Source organism: bacterium, assembly GCA_030690305.1.
GTDB lineage: Bacteria > Patescibacteriota > Minisyncoccia > Phycocordibacterales > JAGLPS01 > JBBUCK01.
In genome coordinates, this window is the sequence record JAUYHB010000014.1 from 1 (window position 1) to 13,727 (window position 13,727).

10 protein-coding genes, 1 tRNA gene and 1 rRNA gene are annotated in these 13,727 nt (G+C 44.0%); all 12 read right to left on the bottom strand.

The window, feature by feature from the left end:
- Positions 1-190: 190 nt before the first annotated feature.
- The 12 genes from murC to Q8O71_01540 all read right to left on the bottom strand — a co-directional run bounded on the left by murC (position 191) and on the right by Q8O71_01540 (position 13,723).
- On the bottom strand, positions 191-1,495 hold the full coding sequence (gene murC, locus Q8O71_01485; protein ID MDP2705054.1) for a UDP-N-acetylmuramate--L-alanine ligase: 1,305 nt from the start codon (positions 1,493-1,495) through the stop codon (positions 191-193).
- An 8-nt stretch (positions 1,496-1,503) separates the two neighbouring features.
- A complete protein-coding gene (gene murD, locus Q8O71_01490) occupies positions 1,504-2,826 on the bottom strand; it encodes a UDP-N-acetylmuramoyl-L-alanine--D-glutamate ligase (GenBank protein MDP2705055.1) in 1,323 nt (440 codons plus the stop codon).
- 60 nt (positions 2,827-2,886) lie between these two features.
- Positions 2,887-3,435, bottom strand: a complete 549-nt coding sequence (locus tag Q8O71_01495; protein MDP2705056.1) for a hypothetical protein — start codon at positions 3,433-3,435, stop codon at positions 2,887-2,889.
- Between the two features lie 107 nt (positions 3,436-3,542).
- The gene (locus Q8O71_01500) at positions 3,543-4,550 is read right to left on the bottom strand and encodes an NAD(P)-dependent oxidoreductase (GenBank protein ID MDP2705057.1); all 1,008 of its coding nucleotides are present in this window, start codon (positions 4,548-4,550) and stop codon (positions 3,543-3,545) included.
- Between the two features lie 11 nt (positions 4,551-4,561).
- Entirely contained in the window at positions 4,562-6,991 is a 2,430-nt protein-coding gene (gene ppsA / locus Q8O71_01505) for a phosphoenolpyruvate synthase (protein ID MDP2705058.1), read from the bottom strand.
- 1 nt (position 6,992) lies between these two features.
- The gene (locus tag Q8O71_01510; GenBank protein ID MDP2705059.1) at positions 6,993-8,285 is read right to left on the bottom strand and encodes a DUF4147 domain-containing protein; all 1,293 of its coding nucleotides are present in this window, start codon (positions 8,283-8,285) and stop codon (positions 6,993-6,995) included.
- Between the two features lie 54 nt (positions 8,286-8,339).
- Positions 8,340-9,791, bottom strand: a complete 1,452-nt coding sequence (gene pyk, locus Q8O71_01515) for a pyruvate kinase (protein MDP2705060.1) — start codon at positions 9,789-9,791, stop codon at positions 8,340-8,342.
- 67 nt (positions 9,792-9,858) lie between these two features.
- The gene (locus Q8O71_01520; protein MDP2705061.1) at positions 9,859-10,125 is read right to left on the bottom strand and encodes a hypothetical protein; all 267 of its coding nucleotides are present in this window, start codon (positions 10,123-10,125) and stop codon (positions 9,859-9,861) included.
- Positions 10,126-10,154: 29 nt separating this feature from the next.
- Positions 10,155-10,547: a hypothetical protein gene (locus tag Q8O71_01525; GenBank protein ID MDP2705062.1), complete on the bottom strand. Its 393-nt coding sequence runs from the start codon at positions 10,545-10,547 to the stop codon at positions 10,155-10,157.
- A 187-nt stretch (positions 10,548-10,734) separates the two neighbouring features.
- A tRNA-Ile gene (locus Q8O71_01530) sits at positions 10,735-10,806 on the bottom strand.
- A 237-nt stretch (positions 10,807-11,043) separates the two neighbouring features.
- Positions 11,044-11,904, bottom strand: coding sequence for a CHAP domain-containing protein (locus tag Q8O71_01535; protein ID MDP2705063.1), 861 nt, complete (start codon positions 11,902-11,904; stop codon positions 11,044-11,046).
- Positions 11,905-12,188: 284 nt separating this feature from the next.
- Positions 12,189-13,723: ribosomal RNA gene (locus tag Q8O71_01540) — 16S ribosomal RNA — on the bottom strand.
- Positions 13,724-13,727: the final 4 nt, after the last annotated feature.

The window sequence follows — 13,727 nt, forward strand, 5'->3', positions numbered from 1 at the left end:
AAGCCCTGCACCCATTTGGTGCTCGAAGACTCGCTCTCTCCCGCCCCAGAGGGGCGGGGTATTAAATCCTTTGTTACGACTTCGACTCGGACGCTGTGTACAATCGGAATTGTCCACGCGCTCCTCGCTTGTCGTAATAAAAGTTGAAGACATGGGCTTTTTTGCTGTCGCTAACTCGGAAGTGCAAACATCAGAATGTTTTCTCTTCTCTCGTCGCGCTAAGCAATAATTCCCCTATTTTGTATATATCTCCCGCCCCAATAGTAAGGATAAGGCTGTTTTTGTCTGAAAATTCTTTTTTTATTCTTTGTACCATCAGATTTTGGTCGGTAAAAGCCGCTGCGGGGATATTTTCGTCGGAAAGCAGCTTCGCCAGGGTATTGGAAGAGATTGCTGGGTCGAATTTTTCCCGGGCGGCGTAAATAGGCGCTAGAAAGACCTCATCAGCCACTCTCAGAGATTCAACAAATTGTGGAAGGAGGATTTTTGTCCGGCTGTACAAGTGGGGCTGGAAGATGACAACAAGCTTTTTATTCGGAAACATGGCGCGAGCGGCCGAAAGGGTAGCGGAAATTTCCGTCGGATGGTGACCGTAATCGTCGTAGACCAATGCGCCGTTTTGCATCTCACCTTTATACTCAAATCGTCGCCACGTGCCCTTGAACTCGGAAAGCGCAAGAAGGGTTTTATCTTTCGTAACACCAATAATATCCCCTACTGCCTGTGCAGCTTGGGCATTCAAAAGATTGTGGGCCCCCGGAACAGAAAGTTCTGCTTTTGGATATGATGTGTAATCTACGATTTTTGCTTTTGTATGTTCGATAACGGGATATATGAGCGGGTCTGCAGGGTTACAGACAACTGTGCCGTCTTTGGGAAGTTTTTGGACAAATTCCCTGAAAGCGCTTTGAATATCGTTTATGTCTTTGTAGTAATCAAGATGGTCGTTGTCTATATTTGTGATGACGATAATTTTTGGATGTATGTTTAAAAATGAGCGTTTGTATTCACATGCTTCGACAATAAAGTAATCGCTATTTCCTGCGATAAAATTGCTTTTCTCATCGAGGAGAAAGCTTCCTACGATAACAGTCGGGTCAAGTTGCGCATCGAGAAGAATTTTTGCAATCATTGCGGTTGTTGTTGTCTTTCCATGAGTGCCGGAAACAGCAATGGTATATTTGTCTTTTGAAATCAATCCGAGGAGCTCGGGGTATGAAAGCACCGGCAATCCTCTCTTTTTTGCTTCCAGAAATTCCGAATTGTTATTTGAAATAGCGATCGTGTATACAATGAGTTCGGTATTTTCCGGAATGTTTTTTGCACCATGTCCTTGGGATATGCGCGCACCCAATTTTTCCAATTCTGTCGTGATTTTTGAGACAGAAAGGTCGGAACCCGAGACTTGTTTTCCTTGCAAGAGAAACATTCGCGCAACAGAAGATACTCCGATACCGCCAATACCAATAAAATGGGCGGCGGATATGTTTTTCAAGTCAACACTCATAATTGTTTTATCAAACGGTTAAATTGCTCCCCCCTGTCAAACTCATTCTTAAACAACCCAAAAGAAGCAAAAGCAGGGCTAAGAAGGATAATATCCCCTTTTTTGCTTCCACGTAGAGCTTCTTGCAAAGCTTCTTTCAAGCTCTGCACACATTTAGTGGGAACAGACAGGTCTTTGATGCCTTGTGAAATTCTATCTGTTCCAGAACCCGGCAAAACGATAAGTGATTTTACATACGCCGGAATCTCCGACAGCAATTGCGTCATTTCGATTTTTTTATCCGCTCCGCCCATAATCAAAATGATGTTTTTCTTATGTGAAAGGGCTTTAAGCGCTGCGAGTGTTGCGTGGGGTGTTGTCGCGGTCGTATCGTTATATATTTTAATTCTTTTATATATCTTTATTAATTCCATTCTGCCTGAAACTCCCTTGAAATTTTCAACGGCTTTTTTTGTCACGGCCTTTGGAATTTTTAAAACATCCGCCACAGCGACTGCAAGGGAAATATTTTCTTTATTATGCTGTCCAAGCAAATGCGCTTTCCATGTTGAAGGAATGCGTGCGGGAGAAATAATCTTTGACTGTATTTTTCCCCCGTATGTTTTTCGTATCATAGAAGAAACATGTTTTCCCAATACAAGAAAATCTTTCTTTTTTTGATAGAGAAAGACATTTGCCTTATCTTTTAAGTACACACGCATATCGCCTTTATAGTAGTTGAGGTGGTCTTCCATAAATGTCGTAAAGACTGCGATGTGAGGACTAATCCTTGAATCGCCGAAGCCCTGCAGCTGCCAGGAATCCAACTCCAAAACAACAAGGTCTTTCGGTTTTGTTTTCTTAAGAAGGGGCAGTGTGGCAATCCCTTTCACATTGCCACCAAGGTATACGTTTTTCTCTGCGGATTTGAGTATTTCGTAGACAAGATGAGTGACTGTCGATTTGCCCCGGGTACCGGTAATTCCGATAATTGTCGCGGGAGAAAGTCGGGTAAATAGTGAGGTGCTCATTTTAACGGGAACAGCGTGTTTTCGAGCTTCCGCAACATATGGAGAATCAAGAGGTACGCCAGCGGCTTTAATCACTAAATCAACACCATTAAAATCCTCAAGCCGGTGACCGCCAAGATGGTAAGTGATATTTTTAAATTTCTTGAGTTTTTTTAGGCTTGGCAGGAGCTCTTTTTCTGTTTTTAAATCCGTAACAATGAGGTGTTGTGCGTATTGAGCCAAAAAAGCGATGTCACCCACCCCGCGCCCAAGAAGACCAAGCCCCATAACAGTCATTCTTTTACCCTTAAAAAATTCCTTAAAATCCATTGACTTACTATAACAAAAACCCCGCTTCTAAAAATAAGAAGCGGGGTAGATAAAGCAGCATTACATCTCGACATTTACCTCTATTGAGGCGTTGAGGTCGTAGAGGTAATAGTCCGGACCCATAACACTTTCCCGCATCTTGTGGAGCCAATGACCTGCTCCGTCTTTTTCCGATGCAAGGAGATGAAACCTGTCGATTTCTCCTAAATAACCCAAAACACCACAGTTATAGTGTTTAGTATATGAGTCAATAAAGGTTAATCTTTTCACGAAATTTCTTTCTATCCACCAGTTACTTTCACCTTCTGGCCAGACAATAAAAACTCTAATGGTATAGGCGCCTAGAACAGGCAGATGAAGATAGGTCATTCCCTTGTCAAAAAGACAAACTTCCCGTCTTGCTTCCTTCATGAAACCATCTGGTATCTTTCTCAAACCACAAGCAAGAAGAAATAGACGGGAAGAAAGAAAACTCCTTTGAGACCAGACAAACTCACGAGCTGGTTCTTCAAGGTGCCAAGCAATTCGCAGTTTTCGTTTTGCTTGATGTGGATTTTCAAATGCAACAACAAAGGGGGAAACTGTTTTTTCAATTGTTTTAGATTCCACGTAAAACCTCCTTCCTTCCGGGGTTAAGGTTATTTTCCAAATTTAAAGAACATCTGATTTGAGCAGACATTAACACATAAAAACGGGAGGGTCAAAGGTTAACGAATTTATTTCACAGTAAACACTTCCCCGCCAGACATGAAATTATTCACGTTTTGGATTGTTGTATCGGTAATGCGACGTAATGCCTCATTAGTATTAAAAGCGTTATGCGGGGTAACAATCACATTTGGCATATCAATAAGCACATGGTCGGCAAGAACGGTTTTTAAATCATGCTCTTTATAGTGTCCTTCCGTGAGAAGATGCAGTTCGTCTTTTATAGCTCCTTCTTCTTCCAGGACATCAAGCCCGGCGCCTGCAATGATTCCTTTATTGAGAGCATCCACAAGAGCGGTGGTTTCTATAATTCCTCCTCTGCTTGTATTGATAAGATATGTTCCTTTTTTCATAAGAGAAAAAGCTTTTCCATTCAACAGATGGTGCGTGCTTTCCATATATGGAACATGGATAGTAATTACATCACTTTCTTTGAGTACGTCTTCAAAAGATTTGTAGGAGAAGCCGAATTTTTTTGCGGAATCTTCGCTGGGATACGGATCGTAGGCGATAACATTCATGTCAAAGCCTTTGGCAATCTGGATGACATTTTTCCCGATTTTTCCCGTCCCAATAACCCCGATTGTTTTTTTGTTGAGGTCAACTCCCCGAAGACCAGTGAGAGCGAAACTTCCTTCTTCACGCACCCTATCGTAACTCTCATATATTTTCCTTGTCAAAGACAGAAGGAGCGCAAATGTGTATTCTGCCACCGTTTCTTCTCCGTATGCGGGAACGTACGCCACCGTAATTCCCCTTTCTTTTGCCGCAGCAAGGTCGATATGGTCGTATCCGGTTGAGCGAGTGGCGACAAGTTTTAGATTCGGGAATTTATTCAGCGTTTCGGCAGTTACAGCCGAATCGACAAAAACAAGGATAGTCTCAAAATCGGTATCAGCAAGGACCGAATCTTTTGTGAGACAATCAGTAAAAAAAACAATCTCATGCGTTCCTCGCAAACCTTTTTCCAAATGTTCTTTTTCCCAATCTTCGTATTTAAATACCCCGATTTTCATACGTTAAAAAATTATACACGATTAAGTTCTTTCTCCTTCTCCGCTATTTTAAACAATGTCTTAATAACTGTGTCGGGCGAAAGCGAAATGCTTTCAATCCCCCGTTCCACCAAAAAAGTGGCAAATTCGGGGAAATCCGACGGGGCCTGTCCGCATATGCCAATATACTTTCCCCGCTCGCGGCATTTGCGAATGATTGTGTCGATAAACGCCTTCACCGCCTCATTGTTTTCATTCGTAATCTTGCTTACGGTTTCCGAATCCCGGTCAAGCCCCATGGTAAGTTGGGTAAGGTCGTTTGAACCGATGGACATTCCGTCAAACATGTCCAAAAAGGCATCCGCCAAAAGAATGTTTGAAGGAATTTCGCACATCAGATAAACCTTGAGTGTCGGGTCAACTGCTCTGTCTAATCCCCCTTCTTTCATCGCCTCAAGTACCTTTGCCCCTTCTTCAGGAGTTCGGCAAAATGGAATAAGAGCCACGACATTTTTGAGACCGACTTCTTCGCGGACTCGTTTCATCGCCTTGCATTCAAGCATAAAAGCCGCCTTGAATTTCGGATCGTAATAGCGCGAAGCACCCCGCCATCCGAGCATTGGATTTTCTTCGTGGGGTTCGTAGAGGTCTCCGCCGAGAAGCGTGCGGTATTCGTTTGTCTTGAAATCGGAAAAACGGATAATCACTTCGTGAGGATAGAATGCCGCGCCGATTTTCGCTATCCCCTCCGCAAGCTCGTCAACATAAAATTTTGTTTTATCTTCGTATCCTTTTGTCAGTGCGTCTATTTTTTCCGCCAGAGCTTTCTTTGTTTTGTCGGTAGCGCCTTCTTTTTTCAAATTCTCGTAATCAATGAGTGCGTTCGGATGGATTTTTATATGTTCGTTGATGATAAATTCCAAACGGCCTAAGCCCACGCCTTTTACGGGAAGAAAATATTTTTCAAACGCTTCGTCCGGAGTTCCGATATTTACCATTATCTTTGTCTTTATTTCCGGAATACTGCCAAGGTCGTTTTCAACAACTTCAAATGGCACCTTGCCTTTATACACGTATCCCGTTTTTCCTGATGAACAGTCAACCGTTGCATCTTCTCCGTTTTGAAGCGTATCCGTGGCATTCTTCGTTCCCACGACGCAGGTGATTCCAAGTTCGCGCGACACAATTGCCGCATGGCTTGTGCGGCCGCCTTTATTTGTGACAATGGCCGATGCGATTTTCATGATTGGCTCCCAATCGGGATCGGTGATTTCGGTTACCAAAACCTCCCCTTCTTTAAACTGGCTTATATTTTTAACATCTCTGATGATTCGAATTTGCCCTGTCGATATTTTCGAACCGACAGCGGTGCCGACAGCTATCGGCTGGGCCTTTTCAAGAAGGCGGTATTCGCGATACATGCTTTTATTTCTGACTGAGTGCACGGTTTCCGGACGGGCTTGCACGATAAATAATTCCCCTGTTACGCCGTCTTTCGCCCATTCGGTATCCATCGGCTGGTAGTGCCCCCGTTTTTGCGAAAAATACTCCTCGACTTTCGCTACCCATGAAGCGAGTTTCGTTACTTCCTCATCGGTCATACTGAAACGTTCCCTGTCGGCGCGTGGGACATCAACAATTTTTGTTCCTCGGCCATCGTAAATCATCTTTACTTCTTTCTCGCCTAAATCACGGGCAATAATTCCGCCAAGTCCTTCCTTGAGTGCAGGCTTGAAAACGGTAAACTCGTCGGGAGTTACTTTTCCCTGCACCACCATTTCACCCAGGCCGTACGAGCTGTTAATGACAACGACTTTATCGAACCCAGTTTCGGTATCTATTGAAAATGCGACTCCGCTTGTAGCCTTGTCGCTTCTGACCATTTTCTGGACACCGACAGAAAGAGCAATGTCGAAGTGAGAGAATTTTTTGTCTTCCCGATAGGAAATCGCCCGGTCGGTGAACAGTGAAGCAATGCATTTTTTTATTGCTTCCAAAATATTTGCTCCGCCGGAAACATTAAGATAGGTTTCCTGCTGTCCAGCAAAAGAAGCATCCGGCAGGTCTTCGGCTGTCGCCGATGAACGCACAGCGGTATCGAGATTTTCGAAATACATTTCACCGAGCTTTTTGTACGCCTCAAGAATTTCTTTTTCGAGGTCTTCGGGAAGCTTTGAACGCAAAATGATATTCCGAACGGCCTTTCCTTTTCTTTGTAAATTGAAAATATTCTTCGTATCAAGGCCTTCAAGTTCTTTTTTTATTTTCTCCCGCAATCCCGTCGAATCAAGAAAATAATTGTATGCGGCAGCGGTAACGGCAAAGCCGTCGGGCACCGCAATGCCCATTTTGGAAAGATTTGAAACCATTTCTCCCAATGCGGCGTTTTTACCTCCGACAAGCGGGACATCCTCGATGGAAAGGTTTGAAAACCAAAGGATATGAGCGGTAGTTTTGTCCATATTATTTCTTAAGAGCGATAATCAAATCTGAAACGTTTGAAGAGGTTGGACCTGTTTGTATGAAATCACCAGTCTTTTCCCAGAATGCCATTGAGTCGTAATGAGTGAGAAAAAAACCCACATCAAGGCCCATTTCTTGCGCCTTCTTGAGAGTAATTGTATCACAGAGCGCGCCGGCAAATGTCGTATTATCCTTTCCGTCTGAAGCGATTGCGAGAAGGTTTTCGCCATCCAAAATTTTTGAAAGCGCGGCAAGTACGAGTTCTTGGTTGCGGCCGCCTACGCCCTCGCCTTTCATTGTGACAGTCGTTTCACCGCCATACAAAAGAACCGTTCTCGAAGCAGAATGATGAAGCTTTTCGATTATCTGTACTCCAACATCCTGAGCTTCCCCCGATAAAGAATCAGTAACAATTTCTGCTGTATATCCGAGCTCAGATGCCTTGTTTTTCATCGCTTCAAGAGCAGTTTTGTTGGACAGAAATAATATATTCGATACGGATTTAAAATACAGATCATCCTTGGGTGTTTCGACAAAAGCGTCGGGAACGATGTGTATTGAATATTTTTTCAGAACCTCTGAAGCGTTATGTATTGTTGTGTTGTCTTTAACCGTCGGCCCGGAAGAGATAAATTCAAGATCATTGCCGGGCACATCGGACATTATAAGCGAGATGGCAGACGCAGGATGGGTGTACTGCGCAAGAAATCCGCCTCGGGCAAAAGAGAGATGTTTTCTTACGGTATTGAGTTCTTGTATTGTCGCTCCCTTTTTAAATAATTCTTTTATCAGTTCCGCCTCATCTTCAACCGCTATATGCTGCGGCTGGGAAAGCAGAGCCGAACCGCCGCCGGAAACAATAAAAATTACCATGTCATCCTTCGTACGTTCTTTCAGGAAGGCAATTATTTTTTCGGTAGCATCGACATTCCGCTTGGTAGGAAACGGATGGTCTCCCTGCAGATATGTAATTCTTGATGAGGAGAATGTTTCATCAATACTCAATACTATTCCGCCAGATAATCGGTCACCAAACGTCTCTTCAAGCGTGCGGGCCGCGATAGCGGAACTTTTACCCACTCCCACAATAAAAAGACGCTTAGCGCTTGAAAGAGAGAAGTCTGTATTGTTTATTTTCAAAAAGTTTTCTTTGAGAGAGACGCCTTTTTTGAAAACAGTTTCCGTATCAATAGCATTAAGCCCTGCCTCCGCGATAGAGAGTATTGCTTTCCGTTCCGGGGTATGCGCAAGAGCACCAAAATTTTTTATTTTCTTCCCGCTTTCTTTTTGCATTTTCTAATTATACAGCAATGAAAAAGCGCCTTTCGGCGCTTTTGGGCTTCTCAATTAAAGCTCCTCGACAAGTACGAGATTGGTTTCCGCAAGGCGCACGGCATTTCCGAAAGGCACACCGGTTGCAACAACAATACGTTCCCCTTTTTTAGCCAGTTTGTTTTTAAGTAAAAAATTTCTCGCGTCAAACAGAACGTTGCTGAAATCTTTTGAAAAATCTTTTGAGTGTGACACGAGGACCGGATAACAACCGAAACTTAGGGTGAGTTTTTGGAACGTCGATGCGTTGGGGGTAAGCACGACAATGTTTTGTTCCGGTTTGTAACGGCAGAGCATGCGCGCGGTAAAACCCGAATTGGTGAACGCGATGATAAATCGGGCCCCTACGTCTTCGGCAATATAAACAGCCGAGGCCGTTACCGAGTCGGTAACGTTTTTTGCATCGGCGCTATTTTCATCGCGGCGTTCGGAAATCAGCTGTTTGTGCAAGTAATCGTTCTCGATGTGCAATGCAACGCGGGACATGACCTCTATAGCCTCAACGGGATATTCGCCAAGCGTTGTTTCTTCCGAGAGCATAATGGCATCCGTCCCGTCAAGAATCGCATTGGCAATATCGGAAACTTCCGCACGCGTGGGCACCGGAGACTTAATCATCGACTCAAGCATTTGGGTCGCGGTGATGACAGGCTTTCCCGCCCTGTTGCACTTTTTGATAATCATTTTCTGAATAAGCGGTACGTTTTCGGCAGGCACTTCTATGGCCAAGTCTCCGCGAGCAATCATCACTCCGTCGGAAAGACGGATGATTTCATCAATATGGTCAACGGCTTCGGGAGTTTCGATTTTTGCAATGATTCCCGCATTAGATTTCTTTTTATCAAGAATAGCCCGTAATTCTTTGATATCTTGAGAACGACGAACAAAAGAAAGTGCGACAAAGTCCACGCCGTTTTTGATTCCGAATTCAAGGTCCTTCTTGTCCTTAGGTGTCATTGAACTTACGGAAAGGTACGCTCCGGGAACGTTAAGCCCCCGACGGCCCTTCAATTCTCCCCCCGTGAGAATCTTGGTGTGAATTTCTTTCCCTGAAACCTTCAAAATCTTGAATTTTTTCTTTCCGTCATCAAGCAAAATGTGCATGCCCTTTTTGACTTCTTTTGGGAGGTGTTCGTAATTAACACTTACGCGTTTTTCATCACCGACAATCTTCTCCGTGGTAAAAATAAATTTTTCACCCGGTATAAGAGTGACACGTTCCACGTAAAAATCACCTGTGCGAATTTTCGGACCGCATAAATCCTGGAGTACGGCAACCGGTTTTCCCGTCTTTTTCGTGTAGTTTCGGGCAAGGTTGATGCGGTGCTGGTGCTCGGGGTGGCTGCCATGGGAAAAATTGAGACGTATGACATTAAGCCCCGCATCAAGCATGGCGGTCATGGTTTTCTCGTTTTCCGTTACCGGACCAATGGTCGCGATAATCTTTGTTTTTTTCTTCAATAACATGTAAGCAAAAAAAGATTTTCTCCCTTACGGGGAGAAAAAACAATACTATCACATCCGCTATAAGAATCTAGAGATGCTTGCGCATTCCCTCTTCAATGTCGTTGACGTCTTTGTCCGTCACTCCAAGATCTTTTTTGTGTTCGCGCATATACCCCGCACCTGCCGTAATTTCACCCCCATCAATGCCATGCTCTTTGCCCGGTTCGTCCATGTGTCCATGGAACACCTTCTCAACCTGGTCGAGTTTTTTCTTGTCTATGCCTTTACTAAAAAGTTCTTGTTTGGCTTTTTTAAGTTCTTCTTCCGACACTTTTGGTCTATTATCTCCAAACATAAAGTTTATTTAAGTGATAACTCTTATAACTAGTTAATCGTATCAGTGTCCATACCGGCTGAAAGAGGTGCTTTTGACTTATCTGCCATATACACACGATATAGTAAGTAACCAAAAATTAAAACTGCAAATATATTTACTCTGTCCAGCAAATTCCAAACAAACAGAATGAGTATCGCAATGTAGCTGAGAATCACTGCTTTTCTATCTCGTTTTTTAAATAATTGGGCTAGTGTGTACCAAAATAGGACAATTACGAGAGAAAACAAGACTTCCCAAATGTTTACAAACCCATATTCAGTCTTTAGGAGGTAAAGGATGAGGAAGACTAAGAAAACAAACCCTGCAAAATAAGAAAAGTGAGCAAATTCCCTGCTAGCCAGGTCCCATGCATTTTTTTCCTTCCGTATATTTTCTCCCATTAGATTAAAAGTTTTATTGGTAAAAACCTCTTAATAAACTACTTTCATTCTATCTTCTAACTCTTGAGAAGTCGATAGGCTCGTGATGACCAAATTTTAGTGGGCGCACTTGGAATCGAACCAAGGACCTCTGTCTTATAAATAGCAGTGAGGGAAAAATGAAAATGGCTGTATATAATACTCTCCGTGGGCGCACTTGGAATCGAACCAAGGACCTCTGTCTTATCAGGACAGCGTTCTACCACTGAACTATGCGCCCACGCAAAGCACTATATATTTCAAATAACCATTTTCATTTTAACCGAACGAACTATTTACATGTTTACATATCAGGACAGCGTTCTACCACTGAACTATGCGCCCGAATTACACACTAGAATATCACGATAACACACCCAAGATACACATTAAAGTAACAAAAAAGGTGCCCTAAAACAAGCATAAAAGAAAAGCCCTCAAGTTTTTCAACTTGAGGGCTTTGTAACTCTACCGGAAGTTATACTACTTTCCCGTATCCAAGAAGGCGGGGAATATGATTGCGTTTGTACGTCCGTACAACAACTTTTCCCTTTATGTTGCCTTCAACGGTTACGATGTGGTTTTCTGTTACTTCTTTTATAACACCCGTGTGTCCCTTCCAGGAACGCGGTGATTCTCTCCAGAAAAAGATTAGATCGCCAGGTGACGGATTCTTTGTCGTCAGACCAGCTTCTTGAAAATTTTTCCAGAGAATTTTTGCGCTACGGGATGGTTCAACAGGAAGTTTACCTTTGAAAATAGCGACAACAAAGTCGGCACACCAGCTTAAACCGTCCTTATTGAACACATTTCCGAAACCCACGTACTCAAGCGCGAGCTCAAGACCGTGTTTTTTCTCTTTTTTTACCTTCACCATTTCGTTGAAATGCTGGAGGTAAAATTTTACACCTTTTCTTTTCTCCGTTCCTGTCCAGTACGAAACTGTGTCGGACTTTTTCCATCCGTTCGGACCACCATTCCAAATACGGGCAAAGTCCTCGTCGGTTGGTGTACGTCCAAGACGTTTTCTTGTCGCGTACATATCAAGGTACAAGCGACAGATTTTTCGCGAAAGTTTCGGATTATTTACCGTATCTTTCGGTTTGTAATTCGTCTTGTGACGCTTGTTGACGTCATCGCATACTGGTTGGCGGATTTGCAGATGTCCGTACGGACGACCCGTCCTGAGTACCGGACCCCGTTGATTGATTCCTCCCGACGACTCTTTCAATTCGAGTGCGTTGAGAAGTTGTTCGCTCGGCATTTCTGCCCACGAATATGTGGTAGAAACACCAAGTAAGACAGAAACGAGAATAAAAAACAGCGCTTTGATACGCATATGTTCCTCCTTTTGTATAACCGGTAGAGTATGAATTTGTAATGTACTTTACTTATTTCTACATTATATTATATCATATTTATTGACATTATGTCAATAGTATTATATTAAATAAAACGAAAAAGCGCCCTGTTGGGCGCTCTTTTAACATTCTCTGTTTTGTTCCGTTTTTATGCTCGTCTTTCCGAGCCGTCAGACTCAATTTAGGCATTAAGAGTCATATGCCCTTTCGCTTTGAGGCGAAAGACCGACCTCATCTTCTGCCAATAAAGGCAGAGATTGGTTTTTGAAATATTCCACGAGCAGCTTCCGCTACCCGTGCCTTGTTACGACTTAGTCTTTGTTATTGAATTTACCTTGGACTGCCGCGAGGGCAGGCTTCGGGTACCCCCAACTCCCCTGACTTGACGGGCGGTGAGTACAAGACCTGAGAACGTATTCACCGCGGTATAGCTGACCCGCGATTACTAGCAATTCCATCTTCATGAGGTCGAGTTGCAGACCTCAATCCGAACTGAGGACACCTTTATAAGGATTGGCTCCGGATTACTCCATTGCGACCCGTTGTAGTGCCCATTGTATCATGTGTGTAGCCCAAGATATCTAAGGTCATGCGGACCTGGCGTCATCCTCGCCTTCCTCCCCCCCACCACTTCTCAAATCTTTTTAAGAAGTCGTGGGGGGCAGTCTCGCCTGACAAAATATAACAGGCAACGAGGGTTGCGTTCGTTACCCCACTTAAGGGAACAATTCAAACCACGAACTGACGACGGCCATGCAACACCTGTCCAGCCGCCCTTGTGAGGCGCATCTAGTTTCTTAGATGCTTCGTCTGGATGTCTAATCTTGGTAAGGTTCTTCGTTTGTCATCGAATTGAACCACATGATCCACTGCTTGTGCAAGTCCCCGTCTATTCCTTTGAGTTTTAGCCTTGCGGCCGTACTCCCCAGGTAGTTCTCTTAACGCGTTAGCTTCGCCTCTCAGAGGGTCGATACTCCGAAAAGCTAGAGAACATAGTTTAGGGCGTGGACTACTGGGGTATCTAATCCCATTCGCTACCCACGCTTTCGTGTCTCAGTGTCAGGAACGCACCAGTGAGTTGCCTACGCATTCGGTGTTCCCTATGGTATCAACGGATTTCACCCCTACTCCATAAGTTCCACTCACCTCTCGCGCCCTCTAGTTGTGCCGTATCTCTCGCAGATTCTTGGTTGAGCCAAGAGGTTTAACAAGAGACTAACACAGCCACCTACACACCTTTTACACCCAGTGATTCCGGATAACGCTTGGGGCACTCGTATTACCGCTGCTGCTGGCACGAGTTCAGCAACCCCTTATTCATGAGGTAACATCAATAAACTTTCTCCCTCATAAAAGATCTTTACATCCCGAAAGACTTCATCGATCACGCGGCGTCGCTCCGTCAGGCTTTCGCCCATTGCGGAAGATTCTCGACTGCGGCCACCCGTAGGTGTATGGTCCGTGTCTCAGTACCATCGGTGGGGGTCAGCCTCTCAGCTCCCCTAGGCGTCATAGCCTTGGTAGTCTTTTACACTACCAACTAGCTGATACCGCACAGGCCTTTCCCAAAGCGAAATTCTTTACTCTTGCGAGACCATCGTGTATTAGTCCGGATTTCTCCGGATTATTCACGACTTTGGGGGAAGTTCCTGCGTATTACTACCTCGTTCGCCACTAACTTTAAACAACCTTTGATTTGATATAATCGCACCATTGGTAAAATAAAGTCCGTTCGACTTGCATGCCTTATCCACGCCGCCAGCGTTCATCCTGAGCTAGGATCAAACTCTAACTAAAAGTT

Excerpts from the sequence above, each read along its gene's own strand:
- murD (MDP2705055.1), bottom strand. The coding sequence starts at position 2,826 with ATGGATTTTAAGGAATTTTTTAAGGGTAAAAGAATGACTGTTATGGGG.
- Q8O71_01500 (MDP2705057.1), bottom strand. The coding sequence starts at position 4,550 with ATGAAAATCGGGGTATTTAAATACGAAGATTGGGAAAAAGAACATTTG.
- ppsA (MDP2705058.1), bottom strand. The coding sequence starts at position 6,991 with ATGGACAAAACTACCGCTCATATCCTTTGGTTTTCAAACCTTTCCATC.
- Q8O71_01510 (MDP2705059.1), bottom strand. The coding sequence starts at position 8,285 with ATGCAAAAAGAAAGCGGGAAGAAAATAAAAAATTTTGGTGCTCTTGCG.
- pyk (MDP2705060.1), bottom strand. The coding sequence starts at position 9,791 with ATGTTATTGAAGAAAAAAACAAAGATTATCGCGACCATTGGTCCGGTA.
- Q8O71_01520 (MDP2705061.1), bottom strand. The coding sequence starts at position 10,125 with ATGTTTGGAGATAATAGACCAAAAGTGTCGGAAGAAGAACTTAAAAAA.
- Q8O71_01525 (MDP2705062.1), bottom strand. The coding sequence starts at position 10,547 with ATGGGAGAAAATATACGGAAGGAAAAAAATGCATGGGACCTGGCTAGC.
- Q8O71_01535 (MDP2705063.1), bottom strand. The coding sequence starts at position 11,904 with ATGCGTATCAAAGCGCTGTTTTTTATTCTCGTTTCTGTCTTACTTGGT.